The organism is Pseudomonas sp. SORGH_AS_0211, assembly GCF_031453455.1.
In the GTDB taxonomy this organism is placed as follows: Bacteria; Pseudomonadota; Gammaproteobacteria; order Pseudomonadales; family Pseudomonadaceae; genus Chryseomonas; species Chryseomonas aestiva.
Genome location: NZ_JAVIZV010000001.1, coordinates 2,246,578 through 2,263,594, shown reverse-complemented (window position 1 = coordinate 2,263,594; position 17,017 = coordinate 2,246,578). Strand labels below are relative to the sequence as shown.

Below are 17,017 nucleotides of genomic sequence, written 5' to 3'. Positions count from 1 at the left end.
AACATTAAGGCGATGTCGCTGCAGGGCGACGAGCGGTGGCTGCATGCACGCGTATCGGCCGCCGAGGTCGAGCGCCTGGGGAGGCGGGCTGCTGCTACGCCGCTGATCCGCTACCAGGCAGGGGCAGGGGCAGGGCAGTGGAAGGTGTACCCGGATCGCCACGACAGGGCTGGATGTCGCTGCGGAAACTGCCCGCCCCAAGGGATCGCGCCCACCCCTGAAGGATCCTCGAATGGCGCAGCTGCGCCTCACCGGAATGCGGTCGCCCAGGGGCAGGACCACAGGCCACGGCTAGTGGCCTGGGGTGCACGGCAGCGCCGGTAGCGGCGCCGTCGCTGTCGGCTTCAGTAGCCGGCCACCAGGCCGTCCTTGCGCGGATCGGAGCCGCCCACGTAGCCCCCGGCGACGCGCTGGATGATCTGGGCACCGCCGAAGGCGAACACGCCGGAGGGCTCTTCCACGGTCACCTCGTGGCCCAGGGCCCGCAGCGCCGCCAGGGTGGCCGGATCCAGGCTGCTTTCCACGGCGACCCGGCGGCCGCCTTCGAGGCGCCAGCGCGGGGCATCGGCGGCGGCCTGGGGATTCTGCCGGTACTTGAGGATGCGCAGCATCAGCTGGAGGTGCCCCTGGGCCTGCATCGGGCCGCCCATCAGGCCGAAGGCCATCAGCGGGGTACCGTCGGCATTCATGGCGAAGCCGGGGATGATGGTGTGGAAGGGCCGCTTGCCTGGCGCCACGCTGTTGACGTGATCCGGCGCCAGGGTGAAGCCAGCGCCGCGATTCTGCAGGCTGATGCCGGTGCCCGGCACCACCACACCCGAGCCGAAGCCCATGTAGTTGGACTGGATGAAGGAAATCATCATGCCGCTGTCGTCGGCCGCGGACAGGCAGACGGTGCCACCGGGGCGCGGTGCGCCATAGCCGGGATCGCCGGCACGTGGCCCGAGCAACCCGGCGCGTTCGCGCAGGTAGCCCGGGTCCAGCAGGTGCTCGGCCTGGATGCGCATGTGCGCGGAGTCGGTGACGTGCTGGTAGAGATCGGCCAGCCCCAGCTTCATGGCCTCGATGGACCGGTGCAGGGTAGCGGGGCTGTCCACGGGATCGGCGCCGATGCCGGCGGCCTCCAGGATACCCAGGCCGGCGAGGGTGGCGATGCCCTGACCGTTGGGTGGCAACTCGTGCACCACGGCGCCGGCGAAGGGCACCGAGAGGGTATCGATCCAGTCGGCCCGGTGGGCGCGCAGGTCTTCCTCGTCCAGCACCGCCCCGTGTTCGCGGGCATGGCGGGCCATGGCCTGGGCCAGTTCGCCCTGGTAGAAGGTGGCGCCTTCGCTTTCAGCAATGGCCTCCAGGGTCCGCGCATGATCGGGCAGGCGCACCAGGGTGCCGGCGCGGGGTACGCCGTTGGCCAGGAAGCAGGCGGCGAAACCGGGTTGGTCCTTGAGCTGCTCGGCGCCACGGCGCCAGAGTTCGGCGATCACCGGGGTGAGCAGGAAGCCGTCGCGGGCATAGTGGATCGCCGGGCCGGCGAGGGTGGTCAGCGGCAGCTTGCCGTAACGCCTGGCCAGGGCGACCCAGGCGGAGACGGCGCCGGGCACCGTGACCGCGCCCCAGCCGCGGGCCGGCATGGCGCTCTGGCCGGCGAAGAACTCCGGGGTCCAGCCCCGCGGCGCGCGGCCGGAGGCGTTGAGGCCCTGCACCTTCTCGCCGTCCCAGACGATGGCGAAGGCGTCACTGCCGATGCCGCAGCCGGTGGGTTCCACCACGGTGAGCACCATGGCGGCGGCCACTGCGGCATCCACCGCGTTGCCGCCGCGGCGCAGCATCTCCACCCCGGCCTGGGCGGCCAGTGGCTGCGAGCAGGCCACCAGGTTGCGGCCCATGACCGGCGAGCGAGCCGAGGAATAGGGGTTGTGATAGTCCAGATCGGGCATGGCGAAGGGTCTCATGGGTGACGAGGATCGAGGGCGTCGCGCAGGCCGTCGCCCAGCAGGTTGAAGCCGAGAACGGTGAGGTAGATGCAGACGCCCGGGGCGATGGACATCCAGGGCGCCTGCTCCATGAAGTTCTTGGCGGTGTTGAGCATGGAGCCCCAGGAGGGCATCGGCGGTTGCTGGCCAAGGCCGAGGAACGACAGGCTGGCCTCGGCGAGGATGGCGGCGGCGATGGTCAGGGTGGCCTGGACCACCAGCGGCGAGAGGATGTTGGGCAGGACGTAGCGCCAGAGAATCCAGCGATCCGGCAGACCGATGGCGCGGGCCCCTTCGAGGTAGTCCTCGTGGCGGATGGCGAGCACCTGGCCACGGGTCAGCCGGGCGAACACCGGCATGGCGGACAGGCCGATGGCGATCATGGCATTGCCCAGGCTCGGGCCCAGAAAGGCGCCCAGGGCGATGGCCAGGACCAGGAAGGGACAGGACAGCAGCGCCTCCACCAGTCGCGAGATCAGGGCGTCCAGCCAGCCACCGAAGTAGCCGGCCACCAGGCCCAGGGGGACGCCCACCAGCAGGGCGATGGCCACCGAGACCACGCCGGCCAGCAGGGAGCTGCGCGCCCCCCACAGCAGACGCGAGAGCAGGTCGCGCCCGAGTTCGTCGGTGCCCAGCCAGTTCAGCGCCGAGGGCGCCTTGCGCACCGCCAGGAAGCTGGTCTTGAGCGGATCGAAGGGGGCCAGCCAGGGTGCCAGCAGGGCGGCCAGGGCGAAGGCCAGGATCAGGGCGGCGCCCAGCAGCGCGCCACGATTGGCGCTGAACTTGCGCCAGAAGGGCGAACGCGCCGGCCGCAGGGTGGCCGGGCGGGGCAGGGTCAGGGCGTTCATACGGCTTGCCTCAGGCGCGGATTGATCAGGCGGTAGAGCAGGTCGGCGGCCAGGTTGAGCAGCACGAAGCCCACCGCCACGCAGAGCACCACCCCCTGGACCACCGCGTAGTCGCGGTTGAACACGGCGTCGACGATCATCTTGCCGAAGCCGGGGATGCTGAAGACCTGCTCGGTGAGCACCGCGCCGCCGAGCAGTTCGCCGAACAGCAAGGTGGTGAGGGTGACGATGGGCATCAGCGCATTGCGCAGCGCATGGCGCAGGATCACCACCCGCTCGCGCAAACCCTTGGCCCGGGCGGTGCGCACGTAGTCGGCGCGCAGCACCTCCAGCATGGCCGCCCGGGTATGGCGCATCAGGGTGCCGGAGAGGCCGGCGCCCAGTACGAAGGCCGGCAGGACCAGGGTGCGCAGGTTGCGCAGCGGGTCTTCGTGGAAGGGCACGAAGCCGGAGGCGGGCAGCCACTGCAACTTCACCGCGAACAGCAGGATCAAGAGGATGCCGAGCCAGAAGTGCGGGATGGAGATGCCGGACAGGGCCACCAGGTTGGCGCCGTAGTCGACCGCCGTGCCACGGCGTACCGCGGCGAGGATGCCGGTGGGGATACCGATGAGCAGGGCGATGACGATGGCCAGCAGCGACAGCTCCAGGGTCACCGGCAGCTTTTCGGCGATCAGCGCCGTCACCGGCTGGTCGGTGCGCAGCGAGACGCCCAGGTCACCCTGCAGCACCCCGCCCATCCAGTGCAGGTACTGCACCGGCACGGGGTCGTTCAGCCGGTATTTCTCGCGCAGGAATTCCAGCACCTGGGGATCGCGCTCCTCGCCGGCCATGGCCAGCACCGGATCGCCCGGCAGCAGTTGCTGCAGGGTGAAGACGAACAGCGACACCAGCAGCAGGGTCGGCAGGGCACTCAGCAGGCCACGCAGGAAGAGGCGCAGCATGGCTATTGTCCGCGGGTGACGCCGGCCAGGCGAATCAGGCCGTCGGGGTTGGGGATGAAGCCCTTCAGGTCGGCGCGGGTGGCGATGATGCGCGGATCGAAATAGAGATAGAACACCGGCAGTTCCTCGCGCAGCAGGGTTAGGGCCTGGGCATAGAGCGCCTGGCGCTGCGTCTGGTCATTGGTGGTGCGGGCCTGGTCGAGCAGCTGATCCAGCGCCGCGTTGCAGTAGCGGCCGTCGTTCTGGTTGCCCTTGCAGGTGACGAACGGGTGCACGTTGCCATCCGGATCGGGACGGCCGGACCAGGCGCTCAGGCCGAGCTGGAAGTTGCCGGCATGCTGTTCGGCCAGCAGCGTGGCGTATTCGGTGGCGACCAGGTTGACCTCGAAACCGGCCTCGGCGGCCATGGCCTGGATCAGCTGGCCCACCTGCTGGGCGATGGGGTTGTTGGCGATCTTCAGCTCCACCTTGACCGGCAGGCTGACCCCGGCCGCCTTGAGCAGCGCCTGGCTGCGCGCCACGTCGCGGGCCGGGACGGCGAAGGCCTTGTCGTAGTAGGGACTGCTCTGCGGGAATGGCTGCACGCTGGGCGCATAGAGACCCTCGAACACCACCTGGTTGAGCGCCTCGCGATCCAGCGCCAGGTCGAAGGCCTGGCGGACGCGCTTGTCCCCAGCGAAGGGATTCTTCGCCCGGTCGCCGTTGGCCATGTTCACCATCAGCTGCATGTAGCCCAGGCCCGGGGTGTTGTAGAGGGTGAAGCCGGCCTGGCCCTGCAGGCCCTTGACGTCGGTGGGCGCGACTCGCTCGACGATGTCCAGGTCCCCCGAGCGCAGGTTGGCCAGGCGCACCGAGGTGTCGGGGATGGGCAGAAAGATCAGCCGGTCGAAGTGGTAGGCGCTGGCGTTCCAGTACTGCGGGAAGCGTTCCAGCACGATGCGGTCCTGCTGCACCCGCTGCACGAAGCGATAGGGCCCGGAGCAGACCGGCTTGCTGCCCACGTCGCCGGTGGACGCCTTGGGCGCGAGCATCATGCCGGCGCGGTCGGAGAGCTGGGCGAGCAGGGTGGCATCGGGTTGCTTGAGGCGGATGCGCACGGTCTGGGGATCGACCACCTCCACGGCATCCACCGACGCCAGTTCGCTCTTGCGCAGCGAGTCGGGCAGGGTGCGGGCGCGGTCCAGGTTGAATTTCACCGCGGCGGCGTCGAAGGCCTCGCCATCGTGGAAGGTCACGCCCGGGCGCAGTTGCAGCGTCAGGCTGCGGTTATCGTCGCCCCACTGCCAGGCGGTGGCCAGTTGCGGGACCAACTCCAGTTGCGGCGAGACATCCACCAGCTTGTCGCACAGGGCGGTGTAGACCAGGCGCCCGGAATAGGTCCGCGAGCGATGCGGATCGAGCACGTCGGGATCGTCCTGGATGCCGATGCGCAGGGTGGTCTCGGCCAGGGCGGAGCCGCCGGCCAGGAGCAGAAGGGTAGCGGTGAGCCAGGCGGAGGCTTTCATGGGGTGGACTCCAGAAGGGACTGATGACGGTTGAACAGGGCCAGGCGGCGCGTGAAGGCCGCGCTGGTGGCGATCAGCGGCGGCGGTGAGGCGCCTGCACCTGCGATCTCGCGCCAGAAATGACAGGCCACCTGGCCTTCCCCGGCGGCGGGCTGCAGCACAGGCTTGGCCTCGCGGCACAGCGACCGGGCGTGGGGACAGCGGGTGTGGAAGCGGCAGCCACTGGGCGGTGCCGTGGGGCTGGGCAGGTCGCCGCCGAGCAGGGTGCGCGGTCGCCGCGCGCGTGGATGGCTCACCGGCACCGCGGCCAGCAGCGCCTGGGTATAGGGATGCAGGGGCGTCTCGAACAGCGCCTCCACCGGCGCCAGCTCGACGATCTCGCCCAGGTACATCACCGCCACCCGGTCGCTCATGTGGCGGATCACCCCCAGGCCATGGGCGACGATGATCAGGGTCAGGCCGAAGCGTGCCTTGAGGTCTTCCAGGAGGTTCACGACCTGCGCCTGTACCGAGACGTCCAGTGCCGAGACCGGTTCGTCGCCGAGCAGCAGGCGCGGCTCGGCGGCCAGGGCACGGGCGATGCCGATGCGCTGGCGCTGGCCGCCGGAGAATTCATGGGGATAGCGGCCGGCCAGTTCCGGCGCCAGGCCCACCGTGCGCAGCAGCTCCGCCACGCGCTCGGCGCGCTGACCGCGGTCCAGCGGCTTGTGCAGCCACAGCGGTTCGCCAACGATGTCGGCCACGCTCATGCGCGGATTCAGCGAGGCGAAGGGGTCCTGGAAGATGATCTGCAACTCCTGGCGAACCTGGCGCAGCGCCGTCGGACTGAGATTGCCCAGGTTGCGGCCTTCGTAGATGACGTCGCCGGAGGTGGGCGCGAGCAGGTTGAGCAGCAGGCGGCCGAGGGTCGACTTGCCCGAGCCGGACTCGCCCACCAGCGCCAGGGTCTCGCCGCGCCGCACGGCGAAGGAGACATCGCTTACCGCCTGCACCGGTGGGCGCGGGCGTTGCAGGAAACCGGCCTGGCCGCCGAAGTGCTTGGTCAGGCCGATGGCTTCGAGAATGGGGCGTTCGACCGCTTTCATGCACTGGTCTCCAGATGCTGTTCCAGGGGCGCGCGGAGGCAGGCCACCTGCTGGCCCGGAGCGAGTTCCACCAGTGGCGGCGGGGCCAGGCGACAGGCGTCGAGGACGAAGGGGCAGCGGCTGGCGAAGCGGCAGCCGGCCGGCATCTCGGCGGGCGTCGGCACCCGGCCGGCGATGGTCGCCAGCCGACCCGTGCGCGGCCCCAGCGAGGGCATTGAGCCCATCAGGCCGAGGGTGTAGGGGTGCTGCGGATCGTCGAACAGCTGGGCGACCGGGCCGGACTCCACCACCCGGCCGGCGTACATCACCGCCATCTCGTCGGCGACCTCGGCCACCACGCCGAGGTCATGGGTGATGAGGATCATGGCGCTGCCGGTCTCGGCCTGCAGACTGGCGATGAGTTCGAGGATCTGCGCCTGGATGGTCACGTCCAGCGCCGTGGTGGGCTCGTCGGCGATGATCAGCGCCGGATCGTTGGCCAGCGCCATGGCGATCATCACCCGCTGACGCATGCCGCCGGAGAGTTCGTGGGGATAGGCCGCCAGCCGCTGCGCTGCCGCCGGCACCCGTACCTTCTCCAGCATGTGCAGGGCGCGCTGCCGGGCAGCCGACTGACTGCCACCACGATGGCGCAGCACGATCTCCATCAGCTGCGCGCCGACGGTGAAGGCCGGATTCAGCGAGGTCATCGGCTCCTGGAACACCATGGCCAGACGGTCGCCACGCAGGTCACGGCGGCGTGCCTCGGGCATGCCCAGCAGGTCCTCGCCCATGAAGCTGGCCTGGCGGGCGCGGACCTGGGCGCTGGCCGACAGCAGCCCCATCAGGGCCATGGAGGTCACGCTCTTGCCACAGCCGGATTCGCCCACCAGGGCCAGGGTACGGCCCGGCTGCACGGTAAAGCTCAAGCCTTCCACCACCGCCGCTGGAGCGCCGGCGAAGCGCACTCTGAGGTCGTTCACCACCAGCACCGGGGCGCTCATAGGGCCTGCTCCAGGTTCTGCTGCAACACGCTGTCCAGAGCCATTTGCAGGGCACGCAGATGGGCGCGCATCACCGCCGCGGCGCGGACCGGATCGCGCGCATCAAGGGTTTCCACCAGGGCCTGGTGGTCATCGTGATAGGCCAGCAGGCGCTGGGCGTTGCGTGCGCGGTGGCGCAGGTCACGCCAGGTCGGGTCCAGGCGGATGGCGTCGAGCATCTCGAAGAGGTCCAGCAACAGGCGATTGCCGGCGGCCTCGGCGATGCTGCGGTGGAAGGCGCTGTCCCACAACTCGATGGCGTCGGCGTCCTCGCTGCTGCCCAGGCGCTCGAAGGCGGTGCGCTCGGCCATGCGACGGATCAGGGCACGCTGTTCACCACTGGCACGCTGGGCGGCCAGGGCGGCGAGATTTGGCTCCAGATGCAACCGTGCCTCCATCACCTCGCTGAAGTTGGTGCGCGCGGAGAGCTGGGTGAGGGTGAGGGCCGCGCTCGGCGGCGTAGGACCCACGTAGGTGCCCTTGCCCTGGCGGCGCCAGACCTGGCCCTCGGCTTCGAGCACCGCCAGGGCACGGCGGATGGAGCGGCGGCTGACCCCGAATTCGCCAGCCAGCTCGCGCTCCGGTGGCAATGGCTTGTCGGGTACGCTGCTCTGCTGGGCGACCAGGTTGCGCAAGGCATCCAGGGCCAGGCGAGCGCTGTCATCGGTATGGATCTGCATCGAACCTTTGCCTCTTAGGTCTGGGCTGTCTCCCGAGGCGAAGCGCGCTACCAGTGCCGTCGCCGGGGAGATCCGGATACCTAGGGTGGGTGCAAGGCCGATGCCATTTGAAATTGGTTCGCCGGTTCTTTCGGCGCGAGGCTCTGGGGCGATGCCTCGATTCCGCTCGCGGACCGGACCCGTGGCATTGGTTCACGCTTGGGCGAACCTTTGCCCGCCTGGTCAGAAGGCGCTGCGCCAGGATGGAGCCAGGTTGCACCGCGGCGGCGCGTTGGGGCGCCGGCCAGGGAAGGCGAAGGTCAGCGCCGTGTGGCTGCCCATGGACTCGGGAATCAGCCCGGCGATGCTGGTGGCCAACGCGCCGATACCTGGATGAGGATCCCTCCTGCTTCGATGGCAGTCGCTACAGCGAACGCCGAGGGAACATGAACGCTGTGCGGGCAATGTAGCCGACGCCGCTGAGGTTGATGGTCGCATCACCATTCTCGGCGGCGAGCACCGCTCAGGTAGCGAGCGCGGATGGTCATGGCGGCCGCGCTCAAAAGGTGCGGGTGCTGCGGATCCTGATGTCCTTCTGTCACGCGACTACTTTCATGCCGCTTCGCTTCAACGTTTGGAGGGGCATTGATCGGGGCAAGCCATACCTTCGACTCGACAGTTCATTCCTTTGCAGCATTGAGGTGGCTTTCCACCGCGCGGAACGTCAGCAACAGCAGACCGGCGATGCCGAGCGTGAGGGGTGCGCCTATGGCGCTGGCGAGCAAGCCCGCGAGCAGGCCACCCACTGCCTCGAAGCCGAAGCGCATGGCGATGTACAGGGCGATCACGCGGCCACGCAGCGCTGCCGGGGCATCGCCCTGCAACAGCATGTTGGTGCTGACGTTGTTGGCGGTGATGCCAAAGCCCAGCAGGGCCAGCAACAACAGCGCGAAGGGAAGCGGTAGCTTGAACGCCAGCAGGCAGAGCGCCAGGGCGCAGCACAATTCGGCGATGAAGATCACGCGCCGCAGGCGGTGCAAGGCGCCGACGAGAGCGAGCATGATCGTGGCCACGAAGGCGCCGGCGCCGGCGGCCCCCCAGAGCCAACCCAGCATCCGGGCGTCGCCGAGGTAGAGCGTCTTGGCCAGTACTGGCAGCAGGACGCTGTAGTTGGAGGCGAGCAGGTTGACGGCGATCACTCCCAGCATCAGGCGCCGGACGGAGAAGGTACTCCAGACGTAGCCCAGGCCTTCACGGAACATCTGACTGGTCGAACCGCTGGCTCTGGTGGTCGCGCTGCCCTGAACCTTGGTCAGGCCCAGCAGCAAGGTGGCGAAGGCAATCGCCGTGATCAGGAAGCAAAGCGCTTCGCTACTGGCGGCGATCAGGGCGCCGGCCAACGGAGGGCCGATGAAGCGCGCGGCATTGATCAGCATGGCATTGAGTGCGAGGGCGTTGGGCAAATCGCTGGAATCGGCCACGAAGCTACCGATGAGTGCCTGTCGGAGCGGCGTTTCCAGGGCATTCAGCAAGCCGAGGAGCAGCCCCATGGCAATCAGGATCGGCGCGTCGATCCAGCCCTGCCAGCTCAATAGCGCGAGTGAAAGCGATTGGATGGCCAGCAGCGACTGCGCCGCGATCAGGAGACGGCGTTTATCGTGGCGGTCGATCCAGGCGCCGGCGATCGGACCTACGAGCAATTGCGGGGCGAGCGTGAGAAAGGTGATTACGCCCAGCAGGGTGGCGGAAGCGGTGACGTGATAGGCCATCCAAGACAGCGCGACCTGCTGCACCCATTTGCCCAGGGTCGATACGCCCTGGCAGGCAAAATAGATCTGGAAGTCACGATGGGCGAGAGCCCGTACAGCAGCGGGCCAACGTGAGGGCGTCGTAGATTTCGCCAATACGGCTGTCTCCAGATTGACTCGGCGGGAAGCGACCGGTCCGGCATGTGACGTGCGGTACCGCTACAACCAGCACGGCGATGATTGGCACGAGGGCGGCTGTCCTTGGCGCTCGTGTCATGCAGGGCGGACAGCGCGCAGAATCCCACAGTCGTCAGGCAGGCCGTTTCAAGGTGAGAGATACAATCCGCTAGCGGTTGTTTTTTAGAATGTCATTTCGTTTTGTTTTTGCAACGATCAGACGCCCTGGCAACAGCCAGCCTGCCAGCCGCCCGTGCGAGATAGCGGAAATCTGCTTCCGTTAACCAGGAACCCGGGCGATATCGCGGCTAATCCGAGCGGTCGGGCTGGCAGGCGCTGGTGCTGGCGAGACGGCATTATCCTCGCCCGGCCATAGCGGCTGGAACGGCGCTGCCATCGAGCATGCGCTAAAGAAGCCGGCCGACGTGGGAGTGAGGGTCTTCAGTCCCGGCGTGGGGTCGATGCCGGGGAGGGAGCCTCTTTTTCCGGCAACGCTCCGTGACGAAGCAGATGCACCACCTCGTCCTGCGTCTGGTTGACCGCCCCGAGCCGCTCGATCAATTCGGCCGCGCGGCTGCCGCGCAGGCCGGCGGTGGTGAGCTGGCCGGCATGGACGTAGGTGTATACCCCGGACACGGCGAAGGCCTTGAGACAGGCGATATGCCGCGCCTGTTCGGGCAGGCTGCTGCGGAAGACATCGCTGGCGAAGAAGCGCCGACGGTCCAGCGGCGAGGCGAAGACGATCTCCACCATCGACAGCATTGCGCGGATGGCATCGGCCCTGTGCGCCACCTCTGGCGATGGCGGATGTTGACCGTCGTTGACGAAGGGCACGCAAGGGTGCACGCGCACTTTCAGGACGGCCGATTGTGCGGCCAGCCAGGGGCCTAGCTGACTCAGCAGATAATTGTTCAGGTCCTTGAGGCTGTCGCGGGGATGCAGGTGCAGCTGGAGGCGATCCAGCGGGTCGGGGCCGTTATGCTGCTCGTCCGCCAGCGTGTTCTTGAGCGCGTGCGAGCCATTGGGCAGATCATAGGCAAGCGTCTCGGCGAACATGTTCTGTTCGTCACGGAACAGCACGGGGCTGGCCGCCTGGAAGGTACGTTGACGCCTCTCGTCAGCGAAGCCGATCTCGACCATCCCATCCAGTTCGTAGTCGGGAATTTCCCGGATGCCCTCGGCCAGCGGCCACAGATGGGCGTCCTGCTCTCGGTCGAAGTGGTACTGCACGTAGTGGCCGAGGCCCGGCAGGCGGGCGCACAAGGGGCCGTGCACGTCACGCCAGTAGTGCGCGAACAGGTCATGGGGGACGCGTTCGCGACGCTTGACCGTGGTGTAGCTGTTGCGGGTGATCATGGGGTGCATTCCTGTAGGCGAGGCTAGGAAAGTGGACCCCTGATTCCGGCGATAAGCTCCGGACTTTCGCGCGACATCCCTGGCCACGGTGCATGCCTGCGCGCCTGCGCCAAGACGCTCTCGACCCGTGGGGCTTGCCTGATCGGCCATGAGCGAGATGCCTGTCAGACCTGCGCCATGCCACCGTCGACCGGCAACTCGGCGCCGGTGATGAAGCTGCTCTGGTCGCTGGCGAGAAAGAGCGCGGCCGCGGCCACTTCGTCGACGCGTGCCATCCGGCCGAGCGGGATCAGCCTGTTCAGCTGCTCCCGTACTTCTGCCGAGGTCGCGGCCATCATGGCAGTGTCCGTGGGTCCCGGCGCAACGACGTTGACGCGGATGTTGCGGGGTGCCAGTTCGTTGGCCCAGGTGCGTGCGAAGGAGCGCACCGCCGCCTTGCTCGCCCCATAGACGCCATAGCCCTGGGTGCCGATCGCCGCGGCGATGGAGCCGATCAATACGATGGCGCCGCCATTGGGCATGATCGCCGTCGCCGCCTGGGTGGCGAAGAGCAGGGCACGTACGTTGAGTGCGAAGGTCCGGTCGAAGTGCTCTTCGCTGAGGGTCTCGAGCGGCGCGAACTCCGAGATGCCCGCGTTCACCACCAGGACATCCACCCGCCCGACCTCGCGCCGTACGCTGTCAAAGAAGGCTGCGAGCGCCATCACATCGGACGCATCGAGGCTGCGATCATGCAACCTGCCCGCGCCGAGTTCGACGTCGCTGGCCTGGGTGCGCCGACTGGTGGCGTAGACAGCGGCGCCCGCGGCCGCGAAGCGTTCCGCGATGGCCCCACCGATCCCGCCATGCCCACCGATCACGACGGCGACTTTTGCTGAAAGCGTGCTCATAGATCCTCACCAGGCTGCTGTGGCTGTCCAGGAACACGGTATCATTCGTATATCTAATCGCAAGAACGCACCTGAGGGTGCCTAGATAGCCTGGTGGATACCCATGTCGAAAGACGAGCTCGAACTACCGCTCGATGTCACCGCAACGCGACCTATCCTGGAGCACATAGCCAACAAATGGACCGTGCTGATCCTCAGTGTCCTGTGCACCCAGCCCGCGCGGTTCAACGACCTCAAGCGACGTCTCCACGGCATCACTCACAAATCGCTGTCCGAGGCGCTCAAGCGCCTGGAGCGTAACGGGCTCATCAGTCGAAAGGTCCTGCCGACTCAGCCGATCGGTGTCGAGTATCGAATCACCGACCTTGGCTCCTCGCTACGCGAACCCTTTGCCGCCCTCTATGCCTGGTCGCTGACTCACCGAGCCGCTTTCGAGGACGCGCAGCGTGCCTACGATCACGCGAGGGCAAGCGAAGGGCGGGAGTGGAGTGGCGAGCAGTAGCGACAGGGCGCGGCGGCTACCGTCCGGTTCCCAAGCGCCCCGGACCGGCCCGTGGCTTGTGCGCGATGCTCTGGCCCTTGCCTAGCTGTCCCGCAGTGCTCGACGCAATCCGGCCCTGGCCAGCGAAAAGGCCAGGCCGTCTTCGGCCAGGCCGAGGCCGGCATTGAGCCAGGCGTTGCTGGCGTAACCCTTGCGCAGATCGAGCGCCACCTTGGCGGCGACACAGGCAGCGGTTGCCCCGATCAGTGCAGGCAGCAATCGTGGTTGTCGCTGCGCACCGGCGAGTGCCGCGGCACTGACGCCACCGGACAGGGCACGGACCAGCATCGAGGGCGCAATGGTGCGGTCCGGCGCGAAGGGCAGCTTGTCGCCCAGAAGCTCTGCCGCAGCCAGGAGTATCCCGTACTGCCGTACTCGAGACGACGCGAGGGTACGGGCGGGTTCGTCAGCGCCCGCGATAGCCTCACGCGCCGCCAGTGCCCCGCTGACCAGGGTCGGCGCCAGCATGCTGCGCATGCCTGTCACCACACCAATGGCCAGGGCGCCCCACAAGAGGTTGTTGGCTGTCGTCATGGTCGATTCTCCCGGTAGTCATACCCATACGGACCGGGCGTGTGCGGGCCTGTTCAGATTACCGGGTCCGCAGACGGCCTCCAGGCGGGTAGCCATGGCGTGCGATGCGCTACCAGCCGCCGTCTAAGCCTGGCGGTGCAGAACAGGGCGACGTCAAGCCACCCAGTCGATCACCCTATGCCAGGCGGAGCCAGACAGGCGCGCTCCCCGTGCCTCACCGCCACACCTTACGGCTTGCCGGGGAACAAGGCGTAAGGTGCGAGGTTGAGCCGATCCAGCTGGCATTCGCGCGGCTCGTGATGCGGCGGGAGCGACGTCGAGGCCTCGCGACGTTCAGGCAGCGTTGGCGCTACGACGACTGACGCCTGGGTGGATCAGAAGCGAAATGCCTGGCGCCCGATCAGCAGCCAATGGCCTTTCTGTTTCTGCCAGATCTGAAAGTTCTCGATTTCAGTCGGCACTACCTTGCCACTGTTGACGGCCTGAGCGGAAAAGTGGTTGCGCACCAGGGCAACGTCCCCGGACAGGGTGATCTTCTGGTTGAGCATCTTCAGCTCGTTGAACGCGCTTTTGCCCGTCTCGATGTCGGCGATGAACGCCTGCTTGTCCTGGATGTTGCCGCTCGAATGTCCATAGGTCAGGTTGTCTGCGGTCAGCGCCTTGAGCTGCGCAATATCCTTGTGCCACATGGCCTGGGTCAGTTGGTCGACGGCGGAGGCGACGTCCCTTTCATCAGTCGTCGCTGCTGCGACATAGCCACTGAACAGGCAGAGGAAACCTACCGCTAGTTTCAACTTTTTCATGCTCGGATCCTTTTGTTGTAGTTGTCGGAAACGCCGGGTGACGAGAGTCACAGATCACCTAGTCTTGTCTGTCATCGTATGACTATTCGATTGTGCCTGGCTGGAAGGCGCAAGACCAGCCCTGGGTGGCTATCCAGAAAGTGCCTGTCTGGAGGCCGCCCAGCCGGCTCGCCACTGTTCGTCAGTCACCTTCGGCTTGATATCGAATCGACCTGGCATCCGCGGACCGTCAGCCAGCTGGATGGCAAGGCGGTTCCCTGGTAGTCGAGACAGGGTTCATGGCGCTTCTCGCCGAACACCCTGAGCGGAGGCCTGTTGCCGCTGGCAACAGGTGGCGCCGAGTCGAGAGGTCGGTATTGGCGACGGGATGGCCATCCGGCCGCGTTCACCTCGGCGAGGGGACTGGTGGCTCGTCTTCTGGCGTCCGGGCGCTAAAGTGCCCGATACTCGTGGCTGATCGCTACCGACTCAGCTCATAGGCGCACATGTTCACCGTGGCCGCCAGATTCAGGGACTCGATGGCGCCCGAGCCGGCGATGGTGAAGGGCTGGGCGTTCAGGGCCGCGAGGTGCTCACGGGGAACGCCACGGGCTTCGTTGCCGAACAGGTAGCAGTCGAAGGTGGCGAAATCAGCGGACTGCACCGGCGTGCCCTGCATGTCCAGGCAGGCGAGGCGTGGGAAGCGCTCCTGCAGGCCGTCGAGTTCGACGTCGAGTTCCAGCGGGGTGTGGAAGATGGCGCCCATGCTGGCGCGGACCACCTTGGGATTGTAGGGGTCGACGCTGCCCGGGCTGAGCAGGCAGCGGAAGCGTCCGAACCAGGCCAGGGTGCGCAGGATGGTGCCCAGATTGCCCGGATCCTGGATCTCGTGCAGATAGACGGCGCGTTCGCCCTCGACCGCTGCTGCCACGGGCTCCCGGGGCATGGGCACCACCGCAAGGATGCCCTGCGGGGTCTTGGTATCGGCGAGCTGCGCCATCTGGCGGTCGCTGATCAGGTGCGTCCGGAACGGACTCTGCCAGTGTTCGTAGGCGCCCGTCACATAGAGTTCGGCGCGCTGCAGCGGGGGATGCTGCAGTGCGGCCTTTTGCAGTTCCAGCGCCAGGTGCTCGCCCTCCACCAGGAAGTGACCGAATTCGGCACGGTATTTCTTCTGGTGGAGCTTCTTGATGTCGTCGAGCTTCATCAACCCGCAGCCCGAACCAGCGGGGCGCTCTGTGCATCGCCTTCCGCGAGCATCGCCTTGGCCAGGGCTTCGGCAACCTTGATGCCATCCACGCCGGCCGACAGGATGCCGCCCGCGTAGCCAGCGCCTTCCCCGGCCGGATACAGGCCGCGCAGATTCAGACTCTGCAGGCTGTCGTTGTCACGGGTGATGCGCACCGGCGAGGAGGTGCGGGTCTCGATCCCGGTCAGGATGGCGTCATGGCGGTCGAAGCCGCGGATCTGCTTGCCGAAGGCGGGCAAGGCTTCGCGGATGGCCTCGATGGCGTAGGCGGGCAGCGACGGCGCCAGATCGCCCAGGCGCACGCCGGGCTTGTAGGAGGGCTCGACTTCACCGAATGCGGTGGAGGGCACGCCGCGAATGAAGTCGCCGACCAGTTGGCCAGGCGCCGAATAGTCGCTGCCGCCCAGTTCGTAGGCTCGCGATTCCAGGCGCTCCTGCAGTTCGACGCCGGCCAGCGGATCACCGGGGAAGTCCTGCTCGGGATTGATGCCCACCACGATGCCGGAATTGGCATTGCGTTCGTTGCGCGAGTACTGGCTCATGCCGTTGGTGACCACGCGGCCCGGCTCGGAGGTGGCAGCGACCACGGTACCGCCCGGGCACATGCAGAAGCTGTAGACGGCGCGGCCGTTCTTGGCGTGATGCACCAGCTTGTAGTCGGCGGCGCCCAGTTCCGGGTGGCCGGCGTACTTGCCCAGGCGGGCCTGGTCGATCATGCCCTGGGGGTGTTCGATGCGGAAGCCGACGGCGAAGGGCTTGGCTTCGATGTACACGCCCTGGCGGTGCAGCATGCGGAAGGTGTCGCGCGAGCTGTGACCCAGGGCGAGCACCACGTGGCGGCTGTGCAGGGTCTCGCCATTGGCCAGCACCACGCCTTCGAGCTGACCGTCGTTGATCAGCAGATCCGTCACCTTGGTTTCGAAGCGGACTTCGCCGCCGAGGGCGATGATTTCCTCGCGCATGGCCGCCACCACGCCGGTCAGGCGGAAGGTGCCGATGTGCGGCTTGCTGACGTAGAGGATCTCCTGCGGCGCGCCGGCGCGAACGAATTCGTGCATCACCTTGCGGGCGTAGAACTTCGGATCCTTGATCTGGCTGTAGAGCTTGCCATCGGAAAACAGGCCCGCCCCGCCTTCGCCGAATTGCACGTTGGATTCGGGGCTCAGCACCTTCTTGCGCCACAGCGCCCAGGTGTCCTTGGTGCGGCTGCGCACCTCCTTGCCGCGCTCCAGCACGATGGGCTTGAAGCCCATCTGGGCGAGCAGCAGGGCGGCGAACAGGCCGCAGGGACCGAAGCCCACCACCAGCGGGCGCTCGGTCAGATTCGCCGGGGCCTGGCCGACCGGGTAGTAGCCGGTGTCCGGCGCCGGGCGCACGTGCAGGTCATTGGCGAAGCGCGCCAGCACCGTGGCCTCGTCGCGCACCTCCAGGTCGATGATGTAGATGAACAGGATGACGCTGTTCTTCTTGCGCGCATCGTAGCTGCGCTTGAACACGGTGAAATCGAGGAGATCGGCGTCGCTCAGCTTCAGGCGTTCGAGCATGGCCTGGCGCAGTTCGGCGGGGGTGTGGTCAAGCGGCAGAGACAGTTCGTTGAGGCGAATCATGACGATAATCCTGGCCGGTGACTCCGGCAAAGGAAGGGACGAGGAGGGGTAGGGCGGCGATTGTACCCGGCGGCCCGGGCGCTGTCAGGCCGGGACGATG

16 protein-coding genes are annotated in these 17,017 nt (G+C 67.3%); 1 reads left to right on the top strand and 15 read right to left on the bottom strand.

Translation table 11 applies throughout. The features are described from left to right. Positions 1-344 precede the first annotated feature (344 nt). From QE393_RS10520 to QE393_RS10470, 11 genes are all read right to left on the bottom strand, one after another. Entirely contained in the window at positions 345-1,934 is a 1,590-nt protein-coding gene (locus QE393_RS10520; protein ID WP_273806106.1) for a gamma-glutamyltransferase family protein, read from the bottom strand. Positions 1,935-1,945: 11 nt separating this feature from the next. Next, positions 1,946-2,818 (bottom strand): ABC transporter permease, encoded by an 873-nt coding sequence (locus QE393_RS10515; protein ID WP_310043343.1) that lies wholly within the window; start codon positions 2,816-2,818, stop codon positions 1,946-1,948. Next, positions 2,815-3,762 carry an ABC transporter permease gene (locus QE393_RS10510; RefSeq protein WP_273806108.1) on the bottom strand — a complete coding sequence of 316 codons (948 nt, stop codon included), beginning with the start codon at positions 3,760-3,762 and terminating at the stop codon, positions 2,815-2,817. The genes QE393_RS10515 and QE393_RS10510 overlap by 4 nt, the downstream gene beginning before the upstream one ends. Before the next feature lie 2 nt (positions 3,763-3,764). Then, positions 3,765-5,267 carry an ABC transporter substrate-binding protein gene (locus QE393_RS10505; RefSeq protein ID WP_273806109.1) on the bottom strand — a complete coding sequence of 501 codons (1,503 nt, stop codon included), beginning with the start codon at positions 5,265-5,267 and terminating at the stop codon, positions 3,765-3,767. Further along, complete coding sequence (locus tag QE393_RS10500) at positions 5,264-6,352, bottom strand: oligopeptide/dipeptide ABC transporter ATP-binding protein (RefSeq protein ID WP_310043339.1); 1,089 nt, start codon at positions 6,350-6,352, stop codon at positions 5,264-5,266. Before QE393_RS10500 ends, QE393_RS10505 begins: the two co-directional genes overlap by 4 nt. After that, entirely contained in the window at positions 6,349-7,335 is a 987-nt protein-coding gene (locus QE393_RS10495) for an ABC transporter ATP-binding protein (RefSeq protein ID WP_310043337.1), read from the bottom strand. The genes QE393_RS10500 and QE393_RS10495 overlap by 4 nt, the downstream gene beginning before the upstream one ends. Then, on the bottom strand, positions 7,332-8,054 hold the full coding sequence (locus tag QE393_RS10490; protein ID WP_310043335.1) for an FCD domain-containing protein: 723 nt from the start codon (positions 8,052-8,054) through the stop codon (positions 7,332-7,334). The genes QE393_RS10495 and QE393_RS10490 overlap by 4 nt, the downstream gene beginning before the upstream one ends. Before the next feature lie 222 nt (positions 8,055-8,276). Further along, positions 8,277-8,411, bottom strand: a complete 135-nt coding sequence (locus tag QE393_RS10485) for a hypothetical protein (RefSeq protein ID WP_310043333.1) — start codon at positions 8,409-8,411, stop codon at positions 8,277-8,279. 302 nt (positions 8,412-8,713) lie between these two features. Further along, positions 8,714-9,937, bottom strand: coding sequence for an MFS transporter (locus QE393_RS10480; protein ID WP_310043332.1), 1,224 nt, complete (start codon positions 9,935-9,937; stop codon positions 8,714-8,716). A gap of 462 nt (positions 9,938-10,399) precedes the next feature. Beyond that, entirely contained in the window at positions 10,400-11,314 is a 915-nt protein-coding gene (locus tag QE393_RS10475) for an EthD domain-containing protein (protein ID WP_310043331.1), read from the bottom strand. Between the two features lie 164 nt (positions 11,315-11,478). Beyond that, on the bottom strand, positions 11,479-12,204 hold the full coding sequence (locus tag QE393_RS10470) for an SDR family oxidoreductase (protein ID WP_310043328.1): 726 nt from the start codon (positions 12,202-12,204) through the stop codon (positions 11,479-11,481). 103 nt (positions 12,205-12,307) lie between these two features. Here QE393_RS10470 and QE393_RS10465 point away from each other — a divergent pair, with 103 nt between their 5' ends. Further along, positions 12,308-12,706: a helix-turn-helix domain-containing protein gene (locus QE393_RS10465; RefSeq protein WP_310043326.1), complete on the top strand. Its 399-nt coding sequence runs from the start codon at positions 12,308-12,310 to the stop codon at positions 12,704-12,706. Between the two features lie 81 nt (positions 12,707-12,787). Here the strand turns inward: QE393_RS10465 and QE393_RS10460 are convergent, their stop codons facing one another. The 4 genes from QE393_RS10460 to QE393_RS10445 form a co-directional block, all read right to left on the bottom strand. Continuing rightward, entirely contained in the window at positions 12,788-13,279 is a 492-nt protein-coding gene (locus QE393_RS10460) for a DUF4126 domain-containing protein (protein WP_310043324.1), read from the bottom strand. 374 nt (positions 13,280-13,653) lie between these two features. Continuing rightward, positions 13,654-14,082, bottom strand: a complete 429-nt coding sequence (locus QE393_RS10455; protein WP_273806118.1) for a nuclear transport factor 2 family protein — start codon at positions 14,080-14,082, stop codon at positions 13,654-13,656. A 460-nt stretch (positions 14,083-14,542) separates the two neighbouring features. Beyond that, a complete protein-coding gene (locus QE393_RS10450) occupies positions 14,543-15,268 on the bottom strand; it encodes an RNA methyltransferase (protein WP_310043322.1) in 726 nt (241 codons plus the stop codon). After that, positions 15,268-16,917 carry an NAD(P)/FAD-dependent oxidoreductase gene (locus QE393_RS10445; RefSeq protein ID WP_273806120.1) on the bottom strand — a complete coding sequence of 550 codons (1,650 nt, stop codon included), beginning with the start codon at positions 16,915-16,917 and terminating at the stop codon, positions 15,268-15,270. Before QE393_RS10445 ends, QE393_RS10450 begins: the two co-directional genes overlap by 1 nt. Positions 16,918-17,017: the final 100 nt, after the last annotated feature.